This window comes from Legionella busanensis (assembly GCF_900461525.1).
In the GTDB taxonomy this organism is placed as follows: Bacteria; Pseudomonadota; Gammaproteobacteria; order Legionellales; family Legionellaceae; genus Legionella_C; species Legionella_C busanensis.
Genome location: NZ_UGOD01000001.1, coordinates 740,342 through 759,124, shown reverse-complemented (window position 1 = coordinate 759,124; position 18,783 = coordinate 740,342). Strand labels below are relative to the sequence as shown.

Here is an 18,783-nt window from a genome sequence, read left to right as displayed (position 1 = left end):
CAAGACAGTTGCTACAGCCATATATTTAGATACTGCCTAAAGAGGCATGAGAAGCATTGATGTAGGTTGGGCCTTGGCCCACAATAGATAATACGATTATATATTAGATGCCATCTACAGATAGAATTATCAATGCAAATTTAACTTATTGCTCATATTGAGCTAACAAGCTCTCAATAATAGCCATACGCATAAAAACGCCATTTGTTACTTGATGTAAGATACATGACTGTGAGCCATCAGCTACATCGCTATCAATTTCAACGCCACGATTAATGGGACCTGGATGCATAATCATGACATCTTTCTTAGCATACTGTAACACCTCAGCAGTTATTGCGTAATTAGCTCGATAGGTGTCTAAATTTATAACTTCGCTAGATGATAAGCGCTCATTTTGAATGCGTAAGCAAATAATCACATCGGCATCTTTAATACCTTCTTTTAAGGAATCAGTAACCTGACCATAATGAACCTGGCTTGGTTGCCAAATAGATGGAGCAACTAGCATTAATTCTTTAATTCCTGTAAGAGAAAATAAATATTGTAATGAATTTGCTACTCGTGAGTGACGTAAATCTCCAACAATAGCGACTTTAAGCTGTTGTAAGTTTGACTTTTTCTCTTTAATAGTCATTAAATCAAGCATAGCTTGACTAGGATGAGCATGCTTACCATCACCAGCATTGATAATATGAATACCTGGCCCAACCTGAGCAGCTAACTGGTTTTGTAAACCGTCTTGTTGATGGCGAATTACAAATAGGCTAATACCCATTGCTGCTAAGGTTTGAATAGTATCTATAATACTTTCACCTTTACTTTCCGAAGAAGCGGCCAAGGTAAAATTAACTGGGTATATTGATAAGTGATTAGCTGCCAGCTCAAAACTTACTCGTGTGCGTGTACTGTTTTCATAAAATAAGTTAGCAAGCTTATGTTTAGAAAAATTAGGATAAATACCGAGCTGTTTAAAAAATAAGGCACGCTTTAATAAGTTTTCAATTTCATTAATTGTTAATTGGCTAATTTCTAGAAAATGGTTCATGATTCACTTTTAAACTGCTGCGAATGCAACCACTGCTGAAGAATGATACAAGCAGCTATACTATCAATTTGAGAAGACTGGATCTTACGATATCCGCCTTCTTCAAACAAGTAAGCGCGCGCTTCTTTTGTGGATAATCGTTCGTCTACTAGATGAACAGGTAGACAAAACTGTTTTTGTAACTGCTTAGCGAATCTTTTTGCTGCCTCAGTTGTATAAAGCTCTGTATCATCAATGCAAGTTGGCAACCCAACTACACATGCCTCCGGTCGCCACTCTTTAATTAACTTCCTTAATAACTCCCAATTTGGTATCCCTTGTTGAGCTTGAATTATTGTTAACGGTCTAGCTGTTAATGTTACCTTTTGCCCTACTGCTACACCAATACGCTTAAAACCAAAATCAAAACCAAAATAAATGCCTGAGGGCATATCAACTCCAAAATACGACTAAACTTTCTAAGATTTTAATATAAAGATAAAGATAAAGCGCTTTTCAATAATATTTTTAAGCATGACCAATTGACGAGCTAAGTTGAGACATTTTTATACCAATGAGCGAACCTGCATATTCCCATCGCTGCCGATACGGAACATCATATAAAATCTCCTGTTTATAAGGGCATACAAGCCATACATTGTCTTGAACTTCCTGCTCTAATTGGTTATCTATCCAGCCAACATAGCCTAAAGTAACAAGCGCGTCCTGTGGGCCATTTCCTGCTGCAATAGCACGAATAATATCATTTGAAGTTGTTATCGTGACGTCATCTTGTAAAGATAGACTTGAGCGCCACTCTCCACTAGGGCGGTGAATAACAAATCCCCGCTCAGGTTGAATTGGACCACCAAATAATAAGGGCCGCAAACTTATTTCTTGATGTAAGGGTAAAATATTTAACTGATCAAAAACCATGCTGAGCTGATACTCTGTAGGGCGATTAATAATTAAGCCAACGGTACCTTGCGGATGATGTTCACAAATATAAATAACTGTTCTCTCAAAATTAGGATCAGTTAAAGAAGGCATAGCAATTAACAAATGGTTAGCCAATGAGGTCTCAATTGTCATAATGCGCTTCTCCGAAACCGAAGGGTTTGATTTAATTATATACTAATATAAGTAAAATTAATCAAATTGATTTATTTATAAATAATAAGGCGATGATTAAACAAGGTATTATGGTTAAGAATATTTATTGTAAACAAAGATTTTAGATAAATTTTTTTCTTTATTTTCGTTTAATCCAACAGTAGTTTGTTTACTTACCTATAAGATAAATAATATTTTTTTTCTTAAAGACTATACTTGTGGTTAAAAGATAATTATTTCATTTATAGAAAATTTTATTTTATAAATTTAAGTTAATCATTTTAAAGGGCCAGTTTGTGGAAACAGTTGATTTAAGTAAAAAAGATCTTTTTATTTTTCGTGCACTCGAATACGATGAAATAGTCCTCTTAGTTATTATCTTAGGTATAATAGTTTTATTAATTATTACCTATATCTATGATCGACTTCAAAAACCTCATACCATCTTACGTAATTTTCCTATTTTAGGTCATTTTCGTTATATCCTAGAGTATTTCGGTGGGTTTTTACGTCAATATTTCTTTGCCAATGATCGAGAAGAGCTACCTTTTAATCGAGCTGAACGTTCTTGGGTTTATCGAGCTGCTAAAAACATTGATACTACCATTGGTTTTGGCTCTACACGGCCGCTACACATACCCGGAACAGTTTATTTCGTTAGCGCTCCTTTTCCGCCGCTAGCAACTGAGGCAGCCATTAGACCTTTAACGATTGGACCTTATTGTAAGCACCCCTATACAAGTAATCATATCTTTAATATTTCTGCGATGAGTTATGGTTCAATTTCAAAACCCGCTATTAAAGCTTTATCAAGAGGAGCTAAGAAAGCCGGTTGCTGGCTTAACACAGGTGAAGGAGGTCTTTCTCCTTATCACTTAGAAGGCGGCTGTGACTTAGTAGTTCAAATTGGTACAGCTAAATATGGGGTACGAGATGAACATGGTAATCTATCCGATAGTCGCCTACGGGAGTTAGCATTACATCCTAATATTAAAATGTTTGAGATTAAGTTAAGTCAAGGTGCTAAACCTGGCAAAGGTGGTATTTTACCAGCAGTTAAAGTTACACCTGAAGTAGCACAAATTCGAGGTATTCCTCCCTATCAGGATTCAATTAGCCCTAATCGCCATACTGATATTGCAAACGTGGAAGAACTTCTCGATGCGATAAATCATATCCGAAAAATTACCGGTAAACCTGTAGGATGTAAATTTGTTTTAGGTAGTTACGAATGGTTGCATGATTTATGTTTAGCTATTCATAATCGAGGCACACAATATGCACCTGATTTTATTACGCTTGATAGTGCAGATGGTGGAACAGGTGCATCACCACAAGGCTTAATGGATTATATGGGCATTCCTATTCAGGAATCTTTACCCAAATTGGTCGATATCCTTATTTTATATAATTTACGCAAACGTATTGTTGTTATTGCAAGTGGAAAAATGATCACACCAGCAACAGTAGCGTGGGCATTATGTGCTGGCGCAGATTTCGTTAATTCTGCGCGAGGATTTATGTTTTCTCTAGGCTGTATACAAGCTCTGAAATGCCATAGCAATACTTGTCCTACCGGTATTGCCACGCACAATGCTAACTTACAAAGGGGATTAGTTATCGAAGACAAAGCTGAACGGGTCTTTCACTACGCTAATAATATGGCTCATGAAGTAGCTATTATTTGCCATTCTTGTGGGGTAGATGAACCCAGACAATTACAACGTCGCCATGCACGAATTGTTCGGGAAGATGGATTTTCCATTTCATTAGCAGAAATGTTTCCTGATCAGCAGTCACTTGATCAATATTTGTAAAAAACTAATCTTTTTAATAGAGCTTACGAAAAACCCATAATCTCTTCGTTCTAAATATGTTTAATTCGGTCATTTAGCCTAGCTAAAACTCCTTATTAAAATATTTTTTGCTTAGATCTTGGCATTTTTCTTATGTCCTATTTCAATTAAGGCTAATGCTTGTTTTTTTGATCGTATGCGTAATTTTTTTGTTCTTTAATTAAAAAAAACTTTTAATTATAAATAAACTAGAAAAATAGTATAAAAAACTATTGTGAGTTATGCCTCTTTTGCGTTATGTTGAATAAACCCATACATATGGGCTTACCAATTGTCATTTAAGGACGAATGCAATTGCCAGCTGATTACTTTCAGCCGACGATTGATACGCTTTAGCAAAAGGAGGATTCATGGCTACAGGCGAAGTCAAATGGTTTAACAATGCCAAAGGTTGGGGTTTTATTATACCTGAAGGTGGTGGTGAAGATATTTTCGTTCATTTTTCTGCTATACATGGTACTGGCTACAAAACATTAAATCCAGGCCAAATAGTAAGTTATGATTTAATAAAAGGTGAACGAGGTTTACATGCAGCAAATGTTGTAGTTACAGCTGAAGAAAGAGAGCAAGAGCCTGTGTAAGGCTCGGCTGTCTTTTTAAACGAGCTTCATTGTTCTCAAAAAGCTAACAAATTTAATTTATTAAATTTCTATAAAAAATAATTTTGATGTATTATTCAGTGTTTCGCTTTATCAATTATTTAGATGAAAGACGGCTTACTATTAATTAATTTAGGTACACCTAAATCCCCTACTACTACTGACGTACGTCACTATTTAAAAGAATTTCTTGCTGACAAACGAGTAATAAACCTTAATGCTCCCCTAAGATATTTTCTTCTTTATGCTTTTATTCTTCCTTTTCGGCCTAAGCAATCTTCTCATGCATATAGAACTATTTGGACAAAGGAAGGATCGCCTTTATTAGTTAACCATCAACGTTTAGTCCATAGATTGCAAAACAAATTAAACAATATTCAAGTAGCATTAGCTATGCAGTATGGTGAACCCTCCGTAAACACAGCACTACAAGAATTAGAAAATTGTCCCCATATTACAATTTTACCTTTATATCCGCAGTATTCTTCTGCGGCAACTGGTGCTGCTTTAGAGAAAGTACTCACACTTTTAGCAAAAAAAACCACGCATCCTTCTATACAAGTGATTAGAGATTTTTATGACCAACGTAGTTTTCTATTGGCGCAAGCAACACTTATAAAGCCTTATATAGAAAAATATGATCACATTTTGTTTAGCTATCATGGCATTCCTGAGTTTCACTTAAAAGAATCTGGTTGTAATACTATTTGTCATATTTGCCCGCCTATTAAAGATGCTAATCCTGTATGTTACAAAGCACAATGCCATCAAACTACTCGCCAATTAGCAGAGTTACTTTCGCTTCCAGCAGATAAATTTAGTATGTCATTTCAATCTCGTTTGGGTAGAACGCCTTGGATTAAACCTTACACTGATTTAGTTTTACCTGAACTTGCTAAGCGAGGAATAAAAAAATTGGCAGTTTCTTGCCCATCATTTGTAGCAGATTGCTTAGAGACACTTGAAGAAATAGGTATTCGTGCACAGCAACAGTGGTTAGATTTGGGGGGCGAAGAATTAACGTTAATTCCCTGTCTTAATGATTCAGAAGCTTGGGCAGAAGCGATCATTGACATTTGCCACTTGCAATAAGTGGCTCAACTACCATACTGGTTCCTTCGATTGCAACTATTTTAACTTTTGTTCCTGCAGGTAAATCTGGTCCTTTGACAAACCAAGTCGCATCATTAATTCTTATTAAACCTCGACCATCTTTAATAGGTTCCACTAAAATAACAGTTTGATCTAACATGGTATGAAAAGGCTTATTTATCAAAGAAGGCTCTTTAGTATTTCGCTTTTTAATAAAAAACCACCAAGATATTGCAAATAAAATGCATAGAAGTGAAAAATAAATCAACTGCCACTGCCAAGTTATAGCAAATAGCCAAGTAAGTATGCCTGTGGTTGCTGCAGCCATGCCTAAAGCAATTAAAAGGCCAGCAGCACCTAATGTTTCAGCAATAATTAAAACAAGTGCTATCGCCAACCAATGCCAATAATTTAATTCAAACATAACCCTATCCTTTGGGGGAATTTACTTTATTAAACAACTCTGTTATGCCTGCTAATGAGCCAATAATTGCTGTGGCTTCTATAGGCATTAATACCATTTTACTATTCTCTGAAGTGCCAATCATTTTTAAAGCTTCTACGTATTTCTCTGCAATAAAATAATTAATGGCATTCATATTACCTTTGGCAATCGCTTCAGAAACCATACGGGTTGCCGTTGCATCTGCCTGGGCTGTACGCTCACGTGCTTCAGCTTCTAGATATGCCTCTTGTTTAGCTGCCTCTGCCCTTAAAATTTGGGCTTGTTTATCACCCTCTGCCCTTAAAATTTCTGCTTGACGATGACCTTCAGCAGCTAAAATTGATGCCCGCTTATCCCGCTCTGCTTTCATTTGATTCGCCATTGCATCCACTAAATCTTGAGGGGGCCTGATATCTCTAATTTCAATTCTTGTTACTTTTACTCCCCAAGGATTTGTTGCTAAATCAACAACATGCATTAAACGGCTATTAATTTCATCCCGTTGACTTAACATAGAATCTAATTCTAGAGAACCTAGAACCGTTCTAATATTAGTCATTGTTAGGTTACGAATCGCATGCTCTAAATCATCTACTTGATAAGCAGCTTTCGCAGTATCAATTACTTGGAAAAAGCAGACTGCGTCAATAGTAACCATAGCATTATCTGAAGAGATAACTTCTTGTGGCGGGATATCCAAGACGCGTTCACGCATATTAATCTTATAAGTGACTCTATCAATAAAAGGAATAATTAATCCTAAACCTGGATGTAAGGTATGTGTATAGCGCCCAAATCTCTCAACAGTCCATTCTTCGGATTGAGGGACTACTTTCACACCAGCCAATACAAAGGCAATTGCAAATATTGCTAGTAAAACCAGGGTAATTAATGAGTCCAATTTTTGCTCCATTTAACAATAAATTAAGTCTAAATTCTAACTTATTTATTTTAAGCCATTATTATAAGCTTATAGTCGAGTCTTAAAATTATTGCAAAACCCTTTTTTTATGCTATAGAAATTAATAATCAAAAATATTTGGAGCGAGCATGTCCAATAAGCGATTCGCTGATAGGCTAAATAGAGAATTAGATAGCATAGGCGTTCCACTTTTAGCAAATGAACGTGTTGAAGTATTTTCTAAATTGCTAAAAGTACCTAGATTTAAAGCTGAAGCCTTTTTAAATGGCGCTGCTATTCCTGATCCTAATCTATTAAATATTTTAGCTGACGAGCTAGAAGTTAATGCAGAATGGTTGTTAGGGAAAAGTGATCTTAAAAAAAGAAAAGATTCCTAATTCCCTTCTTGTCTACTATCCTTGGAATCTTTGTTTCGATGTCTTAGGTCTAGCATGCTTCTCAATATACTGAATTATTTTTCCAGCAATATTTATGTTAGTAGCTTTCTCTATTCCTTCAAGGCCAGGCGAAGAGTTAATTTCTAAAATTAAAGGCCCATGGTTTGAACGAATTAAATCTACGCCAGCTACTTTTAAACCCATTGTTTTTGCAGCACCTACGGCGATTACACGTTCTTGTGGTGTTAATATTACTCTAACTGCTTTGCCTCCTTGATGCACATTAGCTCGAAAATCGCCTTCTTTTGCCTGTCTTTTAACAGCGGCTACGACCTTATCACCGATAACAAAGCACCGTATATCAGTACCTCTTGATTCTTCGATAAACTCTTGCACTAAAATATTAGCGGACATCTCTTTAAACGCATTAATAATACTAACTGCTGATTGATGACTATCAGCTAAAATTACGCCCTTTCCTTGCGTTCCTTCCAATAATTTAATAACAAGGGGTGCTCCCCCTACCATACGGATTAAATCTTCAGTATCATCAGGAGATTGAGCAAAGCTTGTAAGGGGTAAAGGAAGACCTTTTCTTGATAATAATTGCAAGGCGCGAAATTTATCTCTCGAGCGAGAAATGGCAAGAGATTCGTTTAACGTGTACATGCCCATGGTCTCCATATGTCTTAATACAGCTGTACCATAATAGGTAATAGAAGAGCCAATACGAGGAATAACCGCATCATATTGAGGCAAAGGCTCACCGCCCCGATAATGAACTTTAGGAGAGGAAGTTGCAACGTTCATATAGCAATAAAGGGGGTTAATAATTTGGACTTTGTGTCCTGCCTCTTCTCCCGCTTGCTTTAAGCGCTGATGAGAATATAAATGAGGGTTAGTGGCTAAAATCGCAATTTGCATATAAGTCATTCCTAAATAATTTTATTGCGGCTACTACCACAAAACCAATTCACGTCTTTTTATTTTTATAAAATAATTAGTTAAGCATAGGACAACTAAATTTATTAAACATCACTTTAAATTAAGTATAGCCTGACAAATATCTACTAAGAGAATAGGCTTCTTCAGAAACTGCCATTGACAGGGAGTCTTGGCCCAACAAGGTCTTCATAATGCTCATGTACTTCAGGTACCCTGAACTTTTTCAGCCATTTTATTTGACCTCGTCTCCCTATTAGCACTAGCTGTCTTCAAAGGAGTCTAATATTAATAAATTTATATCAGGAAATACAATTAATTGAGCAGTAAAGGCAAATTATATCCTTTATTGCTCAAAAGAAAATACATTTTATAATTAGATTTTACTATTTAAGCTATTTAACCTACTAAAAGCTGATAATCTTTAGCAAGTAAATTGGCCTGATGAGGAGTAGTGAAAAATGCACTTAACTCACCTTTTGGATTAAATAACATAACAGCGCCGCTATGCTGCATATCATAGTTTTCTGAATCTGTTGAGTTGGGTAAACTAACCTTGCTATAAGCCACGCCCATTTCATGAGTCATTCTCTTAACTATTGCTTCCTCACCGCGAGCACCATAAAAGTGGGAATCAAAATTAATAACGTAATTTTTTAATTTATCTAATGAATCTCGATTTGGATCAATAGAAATCATAACAACTTGTGGCAAAGGCTTAATATGTTCTTGTTCAAGGATACGATACATTTTAGCCAATTCACTCATCGTGGTTGGACATAAATAACCGCAACTAGTAAAGCCAAAAAAAACCATTGTCCATTTACCATGCAGACTTTTATTATTAAATGGCTGATTGTCTACGCCCGTAAGATTAAACTGTTGAATTTCCCTAGGTTTTTGTAATAGAGTGCCATGAAATTGCTCAGGGTCTATTTTTTTCTCTTTATAAAATGAGTTTGACAGTGTCACACCCATTGCTAGGGCTATAACCGCAAAAACGCTACCTACTACAACTCTTTTTTTCATTGGCATTTTACTCCTCCAAGCTTTGCATCCATTTTGCTTAATTAAAAATTTATAAAGCCTACAACAATTATTTTAATTTCAATCCTAAACCATATAGTGATCCAGCAATAAGAAAATAAATAACATCATTAGATAGATAATAGAAAAACGAAAGGTACGCATGGCAATAATAGGCTCCTCTTTTAGATAAAGAGAAATTGCCCAATATAGAAAACGCCCTCCTAATAAAAGTGCACCAATTAAATATAAACTGCCACTCATACCTACTATAAAAGGCAGCACACTTACTGGCAAAAGTAAGATAGTGTATAACAAGATGTTTAATTTGGTAAATGCTACACCATGAGTTACAGGCAACATAGGAATAGCTGCATTTTTATATTCTTTAAGGCGATAAATTGCTAATGCCCAAAAATGAGGTGGCGTCCAGGTAAAAATAATTAACACTAAAAGGAGAGCTTGAGGATCAAGTTGATTGGTAATGGCTGTCCAACCAAGTAAAGGAGGCGCAGCACCTGCTAACCCACCAATAACAATATTCTGTGGCGTTGCTCGTTTAAGGTAACCTGTGTAAATTCCAGCATAACCTATTAAAGTAATAAAAGTCATCACTGCAGTTAATAAATTTACAAAAACAACTAAAATAAAGAGACCTATTATACCTAGTATTAAAGCAAAGTAGCATGCTTGCTTGACCGATACTCTTCCTTGGGCAACTGGTCTTTTACTGGTACGCTGCATTAATGCATCAATACGTTTGTCTACTAAATGATTAATAGCAGCAGCACTACCAGCGCAGCAGGCGACTCCTAACAAAGTAGCAAAGAGCGTTGCTAATGGCACCCAACCAGGCGCAGCCAGAAACATCCCTACTAAAACAGTTAAAAGCATCAAAGCAACAACACGTGGTTTACATAACTCAAGATAGTCACGCCATATTAGCGGTGATAAATTTGACTCATTAGAAGACATCACTTAATCCTCCTTTGAGTCAAATAGAGCATAGATAAGGAAGTTGCTAATAGTAATGCAGCAATACCGTTATGTGCTACAGCAATACTTAAAGGTAATAAATAAACTACATTTAATGCACCTAAAGTAATTTGTATAAAGACTAATAAAATAATTAAGATTGCCAGCACTCGCATAGCTTTATCTTTTACCTGCCATAAAATTAAAGTAGCCAAGGATACCATATAGAGGGTAACAATAAGCGCACCTAACCTATGAATAAATTGAATAGTAATTCTTATCTCATTTTCTAATAAACCACCTTGATAATTGGCGCCGACAGGTGAGAATAAATAAAAGCCTTGAGCTAAATGTAGTGGCGGCAACCACTGGCCATTACATTGAGGAAAACCTATACAAGCTATTCCTGCATAATTAGCGCTCACCCAACCACCTAAAGCAATTTGGCAAAAAATTAGTCCCACACCTAAACAAATCCAAAAGGTCCATAATGATGATTGATGAAAAGCGGTTGGAGAGTTATTTAATTGTATTCTTAAGCGGAAAAGCAAAGAAAAAATTAATATCCCTCCCAACAAGTGAGCCATAACTACGATAGGTAACAATTTTAAAGTTACAGTCCACATACCTAAAGCTGCTTGAAATAAAACTAATAGCATAAGAATTATAGGTAAAAGCTTTGCTTGCGTCTTATCTTTGAATAATAGCCGTAAATTGTAAAAACCAATGCTAAAAATTAATAAAGCTAACAAGCCAGCAGCATAGCGATGTACCATTTCTGTCCAAGCTTTACTAGCTTCAATAGGAACTTCTGGATATTTTAATTGAGCTTTACTTAAATCCTGATTAGCGCTTGGCAAGACTAAATGACCATAACAGCCTGGCCAATCTGGACAGCCAAGGCCAGCATTTGTTAAGCGCGTATAAGCGCCTAACATAACAACTACCAATGCAAGCACTACTGCCATGGTTACCATATAAAGTTCTAACTTGGAATTTTTTTTAAACATCAATTACCTTTCTCATTTGCATGCAACAACTTTTGAAGATCATGGAAGATATCTTCAGGACTTGTGGTTGGTTTATAAGCTAAAACCAAATAATTATTTGGATTAGCAATGAAGATACGCATGTTTTTATTAAGTTCTTTCTGCCTATCTTGTTGAGTTTGCGAAATTAATAATAGATGAATATCTTGCTCATGTAGGCGATCATTAAGTGAACTTGGTAATTGATTTTGATTGTTCATAATAATTAACTCATCTACATTTAAGAGACGTCTACCTAAAGCCAAGCGAACACGAGCTAATTTATCAATTTGAGTTAAACATTTTTTCTTACAATCATGAGGTACCCACAAAACTAAACGCCATTTAGGTTGCTCATGAATATTTTCTAAAAGCTCAGGAGGATTTAATAACTCACCTTTATTAATTGGTTGTCCCTGTAACCACTGTGGGTGAGTATAAAATAAATAAGCTGCTGCACCCGGAAAAATAAAAATTAATGCAAGAATTAACAATGTAATGTAATTATTCTTTCGTATTTTACTCATTAGTCTTCTTTAAATTTAAGCCAATAAAAATCACCCAAATAGCTAATGCCATAGCAAACCATTGCAATGCATAAGCTTTATGGCGCGCCGGTGGCATAGAAATAACTGCCCATTCACGGATATAGCCATTCTTTTCTAATTTATGTAGGCGAATGATAAATGGATAAACAGATTTATGCAAAAATTGGCTAATTTTTACAGGATCTATTTGCTCTATGACAGCTAAATTAGGTGTCTTTTCTTCTAAAATCTGGCCTAGAACCCAATTTTTGGAAGAAGGATAATAAACTTGACCTAGTAATTGCAACGACTTATTTAGAAAAGTAATTGTTGGAAGTTTGCGTCTATCTAAGTCCCCTTTAATCCAGCCTCGGTCAATTAAAATAACTTTCCCATCAGAAAGCAGAAGCGGAGTTAAAACGTTATAACCAAATTGATGCTCATAATGCTGATTATCTAGTAAGAAATTTTGAGGAAGATATTGACCTTGAACAATAATTTGTTGATATTGCTTCGGGTTGCTATTAACCTGCCATTTAATAGGTGATTTTTCTGATAAATACTTCTCAGTTATTAACATGGACTTTTTCTCGTGAGCTCGATTTAATTGCCATATCCCTAAATAGATAAAAAATGAACTTGAAAAAATAACACCCATTATCATTAGCCAATTAAAGGTGAAACGACGGTGAAAACAAGTTAAACTGGCCATTCTTTTTCCTAAGCGAATAAATGTTAAAACCATTTAAATAAATAATTCTCGCTATTTTATTTAGAAGATTAACAAATAAAGCATTGTATTAAATCGGGGAGTATAACAAATGTTCACCAAAATTTTTATTATTAGTGTTATGTTTATCATTTTAGCTGCACTAGGTAGTAGTTTGATTTTTTTAGTTCGCGATGAAGGGAAAACAAAGCGAACTGTTAAAGCTTTAACTTGGCGTATCGGCTTATCCCTTGCTTTATTTATTTTTCTTTTTTTAGCGTTCAGTTTTGGTTGGATACAACCTCATACAATCTAATTTTAATAAATTCAGCAAATCTTATCTAAATTGTTGAAGATTAACTATTATTAAAGAAATGGATTTTTTCATACTTGTGAATTTTGCTTTAGTGCAAGGCGTAAACGTTATGAGTGTCGAGTTTGGTGTAGCACTGTAGAAACGTTTACAACCTATCAAAACAGTAAAGGGCTGGCTATGCAAGGATGCAAATATAATTTAATTAACTTGTCTTCAATCCTTAACCTCTATGTTTATACAAGACAATTTTATTAAATTTAATCAGGATGAATTTTTCCTTGCACTCCATTCAAATTTATGCTTATAAATAAGTTTCAAAGGAAAAAAATACAACAAGGAGTCGTCATGGGAACTAAAGAAGAAGATCTTGTTGGTGGGACAGAGCTCTCTGAAAATCCACTATCTGAGGTAGTTATCCGTGAGTCGTATAAAAATGAGCAAGATAATCTACAAAAAATAGCCTTAACTGAAGAACATCTTGCGCAAATAAAGGAGAATCTTTCTAAAATTATCGATATTTTATCTCGCAATAGAAGCTTAGTTACTAAAGCGGCCGATTATTGGGGTGGATTGTCATTGTGGCAAAAATTGGTAGGTGGTGCCGTATTAACTGTGCCTACCCTTGCGGCAGGTATTGCAGCCCAGCTTGGAGCACTATTAGCTTTAAGTGGCGCAACGGTAGCTGTTTATACAACGGGCAGTATTATTCTCGATGACCACCATAATTATAATAAAAATATAACTGAAGATTTAAAAAAAGGAGTTTTTAGCTTAGCAGACATCTTGGCTATTACCATTTCCGCATTAGATAACATTCGTGTAGGACTTTCTAAAGAGCTTGAAAAGTTCAAAGAACAAAATAGTAAATTAGCAGGCAATATAGCCTTACTTAATGACAAATTAGAAACATTAAGTAATCAAGTAGAAGTTTTTGTTTTTACTGAAAAATTATTACGTGAAACCCAAGAAAAATTAGAACAAGAGGCAGAGCGACTTAGGCAAACAGCAGTAGAAAATGAAGAGCTACTAAAGAAAAATGAATTAGAGTTATTGCAAGTTAGAAAAGATTACGATAAAAGTCGCCAACAGCTTAATGAGAAAGTAACTGAACTTGTTAATGTTAAAACTTCTATGGAGATAGAAGTGAAAAAAGCTAAAGATGTGTCTATTACTCTACAAAACACAGTTAAAACGTTATCAAATGCAGTAATTGATGATAATAATCAACGAGAAGTTTTTCAAAAGAAAATTGCAACAATAATCAACGATAATGAGCAAAATGCTTTACTCATCAATACTAGGGTACAAGAGCTTGAAAAAGAATTACGTGAAGTAAAAGAACAGTTGGAACTCAGTAATAATCGGTATCGTGACTTATTAGACAGACAAGAAAGTCAAATAGAACGCTTAGAAAGAATAGGCGTTAAAGATTTAAAACTTAAACACCCCCCCGAAGAGCATGCCGAAGTCGAGTCCTTACCTATTCCTGGGCCGTCAGTCCTAATGAATAATACGTTAACACCTAAAGGTGAAATAGGTGCTCAGGAAGAAACAGGTGTCCTTAAACATGGTCTTTATGCTAAAAAAAATAAGTTAATTACTGCAGAGCCAACCTTCGAAAACACATCTGCCCTTATAAAATAGCCGCTATAATGCGGCTATTTCAATCAATTTAAGGCGTCGCTACATGCGGTGTACCACCACCTAATAGCCCCATTACTAACAGTACCAAGAACACAATGATAAATATAAAGAAAAGTACTTTAGCAATGCCGGCAGCAGCGGAAGCAGCTCCTCTGAAACCAAAAGCACCTGCGATAATGGCTACTATTAAAAATACTAGTGCCCATCCTAATAAAGACATATGTCACTCCTTGAGTTAAAGGAAAAGTTTATACGAATCCTCCGTACAGCCTCTGTGATTCCTTTTTATATTAGCCGTGTTGGCCCCCATTTGTAAAATATAAATTATGATAATTTTTCTACTTTCCAGTTAAAAACAGTTAAGGTTAAAATGTGCGTAATAAATTGTATTTAAAAGAGATTAAAAAATAAAATAATTGTAAATTTATTAAAAGCCAGAGGTATATGAATTTCTAAATAATAATAAAGTAAATGACAATTTAGCACTACCTTGCTAATGTAATGCTGCTGGATGACTCTACCAAAATTCTACTGACATTGGAGTTAGTTATGCTTATTTTTTTAAAGCGTTTTCTTGGACTACTATTTATTTTCACTACTCTTTCTGCATTTGCAGCTGAGAAATGGATCTTTGATAATCAACATTCCTATGTTCAATGGACTATTAAACATTTAGGATTTTCTTATCAAACCGGCAAATGGTTTGTTAATGGCGAAATTATGCTTGATCCTAAAAATCCACAAAATAGTAAAGTCATTGCTAATATTAACCTTGCTAATGTTATTACTGGCATTCCTGAACTTGATAAACATTTACGGGAAAAACTGTTCTTTGATACCGCACAATATCCTATTGCGACTTTTACAAGTAAACAAATTGATATTACTGGTAAAAATACAGCTAAAGTAAATGGTACATTAAATCTACATGGTATTACGAAACCAGTTATTCTAGAGGTTACGCTAAATAAAATGGGTAAACATCCCATGAAAGAAAGAATGACAGCAGGATTTTCAGCTACAACAACAATTAAGCGCTCTGATTTTGGTATGACTAATTTACAAGACGCCCTAGGAGACGACGTCAAAATTGAAATTGGTGCTGAAGCATATCAAGATAACCAAGCTAGCTTATAAGGGATAATCATGCATGTAAAAAACACCAGTTCTCATTATGGTCTAGTTGCTATTAGTTTGCATTGGCTTTTAGCTATTATTGTTATTGCTATGCTATGTGTTGGCTTATATATGACTTCCTTAGATACAAGCCCTGAGAAATTAAGATTATACGGTTTACATAAAGCAGTTGGAGTAATCGTTTTAACATTGGTTACTTTAAGAGTTCTATGGCGATTCGTAAATATCACGCCCCAACTCACAATACCCCGCTGGGAGAGAAATGCTGCTTTAACTGTCCATTGGTCGCTTTATATTTTGATGTTCGCTATGCCTCTTACCGGTTGGCTTATGTCATCTGCCGCTGGCTTTCCTGTTTCCTTTTTTGGTTTATTTACGCTTCCTAATTTAATTGCACCTAATGATTACTGGCGTGACTTTTTTGCCCAAGCGCATGAAATTTTATCTAATATTTTAATTGCCCTTATTGTATTGCATTTATTTGCTGCGTTAAAACATCATTTTTACGACAAAGATGATACAATACGGAGAATGCTCCCATGAATTGGTCACAAAGACTGCTAAGAATTATTGGTTTAGTTTTTTTCTCTTCCCTACTTTTTGCTAATAATTTGCCTAAATGGGAAATTTTACCTGACCAGAGCAGCTTAACTTTTACCGCCATTCAGAATAATGCGCCGGTGTCTGGCCAATTTAGGCACTTTGATGGTGAGATTATAGCTGATGCAAAACAGTATGCATCTAGTCAGATTAATATAAATATTGATATAGCCTCATTAAGTGCTTCTTATCATGACTTAATTGTAATGTTACTGTCAGCTGACTGGTTTGATGTAAAAAAATTTCCTATAGCTAATTTTAAAGCTACTCATTTTAATAAAGTTAACAAAAGCACTTATACAGCAGATGGATTATTAACGATTCGCAATAAAACTTTACCTACAACGCTAACCTTTACAGTAGACGAAAATGATAGGGGTTACACTGTGGTGGAGGGAAATACCGCCATTAAGCGAACGCTTTTTGGAGTTGGACAAGGCGAATGGTCCGATGTGAGCACTGTTAAGGATGAAGTACAAATTAATTTTAAAGTAGTTGCACAAAAAATAAGATAATTTTTTAATTTATTAGCTAAAATTGAGTTAACTCGCTTTTTATCCTCTAAATGCAGAAACCACCCGCAGGTGGTTTCTTTAAGATCAAATTAAAAACATAAAAGCCTTTAATTGATCTACACTTTAATTATAGTAAAACACATGATTTTGTCAAATTTTTGTACTATAAATTTTATTATATTCCTTTAGATGTTCTAAAAAATAGCTAGGAGGCTGTAATGAAGCATAAAGTACATAAAAAAAATGTAGAGGAAATCAGCGTTACAGACTTTAACCTCATTTTAAATCCCATTCTAAATAAAGGCTCTGCATTTACATACGAAGAACGAGAAGAATTTAATTTATTTGGCTTACTTCCCCCGGAGGTAAGTACCATGGAACAACAACGGGCCCGTTCTTATGAAGCTTTTCGCAGTAGAAAAACTGATCTAGAAAAATATATTTATCTACGCGATTTACAAGATTCGAATGAAACACTTTATTATAGTTTGCTTATTGAACATATTACAGAAATTATGCCCATCGTTTATACACCTGTTGTAGGTGAAGCCTGCCAATCCTTTAGCCATATTTATCGCCGTCCGCGTGGAATTTTTATTGCTTACCCTGATAGAAAACGCATTGATCAGATTTTGGCAAACCCTCATTTTGATTGTGTTAAAGCCATTGTTGTTTCAGATGGGGAACGTATATTAGGATTAGGTGATCAAGGTGCAGGTGGAATGGGTATTCCTATTGGTAAACTAGCTCTTTATTGTGCTTGCTCTGGCATTCATCCAAGAGCAACTTTACCTGTATTACTTGATACAGGTACAAATAACCCTGATCTCATTAATGATCCTCTATATATTGGTTGGCGGCACGAACGTATCCGTGGTCAAGAATATGATGATTTTGTTGATGCATTTATTAAAGCTATAAAAAAACGCTTTCCTCATATCCTATTACAGTGGGAAGATTTTGCACTACAAAACGCGACTCGTTTGTTAGATAAATACCGCAATAAACTTTGTACCTTTAACGATGATGTGCAAGGAACTGCCGCTATTGCAACAGGAACACTTTTATCGGCTGTACAAGTTACTCGTATCCCCTTAGGTGAACAACGTATAGTTATTTTAGGTGCAGGCACAGCAGGCTGTGGCATAGCAGAATTAGTTATTCATGCCATGATGGAAGAAGGATTATCTGAAAAAGAGGCACGTAAGCGTATTTTTATGGTCGATAGAAATGGCTTATTACTAAATGAAATGAAAGATTTATTACCCTTTCAACAAAAATTAACACAAACACGAGCAGCAATCACTGGCTGGAAACTTGAAAATAAAGATAATATAAGTCTTTTAGATGTCATTAAAAACTTACACCCCCATGTCTTACTAGGCGTGTCAGGCCAGCCAGGATTATTTACAGAAGAAATCATTCGAGAAATGGCTTCTCATGTTAAACAGCCTATTATTCTTCCTTTATCTAATCCTATTACCCATAGTGAAGCGACGCCATCCGATTTGATGCTTTGGACAGAAAGCCGAGCTGTTATTGGAACTGGCAGCCCCTTTGGTAATATTGTTAAAAACGGCAAATTATTTCGGGTGGATCAAACTAATAATGTTTATATTTTTCCAGGTATGGGTTTAGGTTTAATATCCGTTCAAGCACGGCATGTGACGGACAAAATGTTTATGGTAGCAGCAAAAGCACTTGCTGATTGTTCACCCGCTCGAAAAAACCCTGAAGCAAATTTATTACCTCCATTAACTCAAGTTAGAGAAGTGTCATATCAAGTAGCTTTAGCAGTAGCTAAAGAAGCCGTAAGAGATAATTTAGCAAAACCTATGAGTGATGATGAAATTGAGGCGTGTATAAAGCGTCATATCTGGGAGCCAGTCTATGTACCTTACAAACATAAGAAATAGCTGACATGGCATTTTTT

22 protein-coding genes are annotated in these 18,783 nt (G+C 35.3%); 10 read left to right on the top strand and 12 right to left on the bottom strand.

From position 1 onward, the window contains the following. Positions 1-145 precede the first annotated feature (145 nt). The 3 genes from DYH30_RS03475 to DYH30_RS03465 form a co-directional block, all read right to left on the bottom strand. Complete coding sequence (locus tag DYH30_RS03475) at positions 146-1,048, bottom strand: aspartate carbamoyltransferase catalytic subunit (protein WP_115330321.1); 903 nt, start codon at positions 1,046-1,048, stop codon at positions 146-148. Continuing rightward, complete coding sequence (gene ruvX, locus DYH30_RS03470; RefSeq protein ID WP_115330320.1) at positions 1,045-1,479, bottom strand: Holliday junction resolvase RuvX; 435 nt, start codon at positions 1,477-1,479, stop codon at positions 1,045-1,047. The genes DYH30_RS03475 and ruvX overlap by 4 nt, the downstream gene beginning before the upstream one ends. Before the next feature lie 76 nt (positions 1,480-1,555). Then, complete coding sequence (locus DYH30_RS03465) at positions 1,556-2,119, bottom strand: YqgE/AlgH family protein (RefSeq protein WP_115330319.1); 564 nt, start codon at positions 2,117-2,119, stop codon at positions 1,556-1,558. A 317-nt stretch (positions 2,120-2,436) separates the two neighbouring features. Between DYH30_RS03465 and DYH30_RS03460 the strand changes: the two genes are divergently transcribed. The 3 genes from DYH30_RS03460 to hemH all read left to right on the top strand — a co-directional run bounded on the left by DYH30_RS03460 (position 2,437) and on the right by hemH (position 5,687). Then, complete coding sequence (locus DYH30_RS03460; RefSeq protein WP_242604712.1) at positions 2,437-3,957, top strand: FMN-binding glutamate synthase family protein; 1,521 nt, start codon at positions 2,437-2,439, stop codon at positions 3,955-3,957. Positions 3,958-4,346: 389 nt separating this feature from the next. Beyond that, complete coding sequence (locus tag DYH30_RS03455; protein WP_115330318.1) at positions 4,347-4,577, top strand: cold-shock protein; 231 nt, start codon at positions 4,347-4,349, stop codon at positions 4,575-4,577. 123 nt (positions 4,578-4,700) lie between these two features. Then, complete coding sequence (gene hemH / locus DYH30_RS03450) at positions 4,701-5,687, top strand: ferrochelatase (protein WP_115330317.1); 987 nt, start codon at positions 4,701-4,703, stop codon at positions 5,685-5,687. Here hemH and DYH30_RS03445 read toward each other — a convergent pair. Together DYH30_RS03445 and DYH30_RS03440 are read right to left on the bottom strand one after the other, a co-directional pair. Then, the gene (locus tag DYH30_RS03445) at positions 5,662-6,111 is read right to left on the bottom strand and encodes an NfeD family protein (protein ID WP_115330316.1); all 450 of its coding nucleotides are present in this window, start codon (positions 6,109-6,111) and stop codon (positions 5,662-5,664) included. The genes hemH and DYH30_RS03445 overlap by 26 nt on opposite strands. A 4-nt stretch (positions 6,112-6,115) precedes the next feature. Continuing rightward, entirely contained in the window at positions 6,116-7,033 is a 918-nt protein-coding gene (locus DYH30_RS03440) for an SPFH domain-containing protein (RefSeq protein ID WP_218018920.1), read from the bottom strand. Between the two features lie 149 nt (positions 7,034-7,182). On the opposite strand from DYH30_RS03440, the gene DYH30_RS03435 reads away from it, so the two are divergent. Then, positions 7,183-7,431 (top strand): hypothetical protein, encoded by a 249-nt coding sequence (locus DYH30_RS03435; RefSeq protein ID WP_115330314.1) that lies wholly within the window; start codon positions 7,183-7,185, stop codon positions 7,429-7,431. A gap of 15 nt (positions 7,432-7,446) precedes the next feature. Here the strand turns inward: DYH30_RS03435 and rimK are convergent, their stop codons facing one another. From rimK to DYH30_RS03405, 6 genes are all read right to left on the bottom strand, one after another. After that, entirely contained in the window at positions 7,447-8,355 is a 909-nt protein-coding gene (rimK, locus tag DYH30_RS03430; RefSeq protein ID WP_115330313.1) for a 30S ribosomal protein S6--L-glutamate ligase, read from the bottom strand. 417 nt (positions 8,356-8,772) lie between these two features. Next, on the bottom strand, positions 8,773-9,408 hold the full coding sequence (locus DYH30_RS03425) for an SCO family protein (RefSeq protein WP_115330312.1): 636 nt from the start codon (positions 9,406-9,408) through the stop codon (positions 8,773-8,775). Positions 9,409-9,486: 78 nt separating this feature from the next. After that, a complete protein-coding gene (gene cyoE / locus DYH30_RS03420; protein ID WP_115330311.1) occupies positions 9,487-10,374 on the bottom strand; it encodes a heme o synthase in 888 nt (295 codons plus the stop codon). Then, a complete protein-coding gene (locus DYH30_RS03415) occupies positions 10,374-11,384 on the bottom strand; it encodes a COX15/CtaA family protein (protein ID WP_115330310.1) in 1,011 nt (336 codons plus the stop codon). Before DYH30_RS03415 ends, cyoE begins: the two co-directional genes overlap by 1 nt. Further along, positions 11,384-11,929, bottom strand: coding sequence for a hypothetical protein (locus DYH30_RS03410; protein ID WP_115330309.1), 546 nt, complete (start codon positions 11,927-11,929; stop codon positions 11,384-11,386). Before DYH30_RS03410 ends, DYH30_RS03415 begins: the two co-directional genes overlap by 1 nt. Further along, complete coding sequence (locus tag DYH30_RS03405; RefSeq protein ID WP_115330308.1) at positions 11,922-12,641, bottom strand: SURF1 family protein; 720 nt, start codon at positions 12,639-12,641, stop codon at positions 11,922-11,924. The genes DYH30_RS03410 and DYH30_RS03405 overlap by 8 nt, the downstream gene beginning before the upstream one ends. A 109-nt stretch (positions 12,642-12,750) precedes the next feature. Here DYH30_RS03405 and DYH30_RS03400 point away from each other — a divergent pair, with 109 nt between their 5' ends. Further along, positions 12,751-12,954: a twin transmembrane helix small protein gene (locus tag DYH30_RS03400; protein ID WP_115330307.1), complete on the top strand. Its 204-nt coding sequence runs from the start codon at positions 12,751-12,753 to the stop codon at positions 12,952-12,954. 345 nt (positions 12,955-13,299) lie between these two features. Further along, a complete protein-coding gene (locus tag DYH30_RS03395; protein WP_115330306.1) occupies positions 13,300-14,598 on the top strand; it encodes a LegC2/C7 family Dot/Icm T4SS effector in 1,299 nt (432 codons plus the stop codon). A 28-nt stretch (positions 14,599-14,626) separates the two neighbouring features. Here the strand turns inward: DYH30_RS03395 and DYH30_RS03390 are convergent, their stop codons facing one another. Continuing rightward, positions 14,627-14,818 carry a DUF1328 domain-containing protein gene (locus tag DYH30_RS03390; protein WP_115330305.1) on the bottom strand — a complete coding sequence of 64 codons (192 nt, stop codon included), beginning with the start codon at positions 14,816-14,818 and terminating at the stop codon, positions 14,627-14,629. Between the two features lie 329 nt (positions 14,819-15,147). Between DYH30_RS03390 and DYH30_RS03385 the strand changes: the two genes are divergently transcribed. The 4 genes from DYH30_RS03385 to DYH30_RS03370 all read left to right on the top strand — a co-directional run bounded on the left by DYH30_RS03385 (position 15,148) and on the right by DYH30_RS03370 (position 18,766). Beyond that, on the top strand, positions 15,148-15,735 hold the full coding sequence (locus tag DYH30_RS03385; RefSeq protein WP_115330304.1) for a YceI family protein: 588 nt from the start codon (positions 15,148-15,150) through the stop codon (positions 15,733-15,735). Between the two features lie 9 nt (positions 15,736-15,744). After that, entirely contained in the window at positions 15,745-16,278 is a 534-nt protein-coding gene (locus DYH30_RS03380; RefSeq protein ID WP_115330303.1) for a cytochrome b, read from the top strand. After that, entirely contained in the window at positions 16,275-16,850 is a 576-nt protein-coding gene (locus DYH30_RS03375) for a YceI family protein (RefSeq protein WP_115330302.1), read from the top strand. The genes DYH30_RS03380 and DYH30_RS03375 overlap by 4 nt, the downstream gene beginning before the upstream one ends. Positions 16,851-17,068: 218 nt before the next feature. Then, entirely contained in the window at positions 17,069-18,766 is a 1,698-nt protein-coding gene (locus DYH30_RS03370) for an NAD-dependent malic enzyme (RefSeq protein ID WP_115330301.1), read from the top strand. The last annotated feature ends 17 nt before the right edge of the window (positions 18,767-18,783 follow it).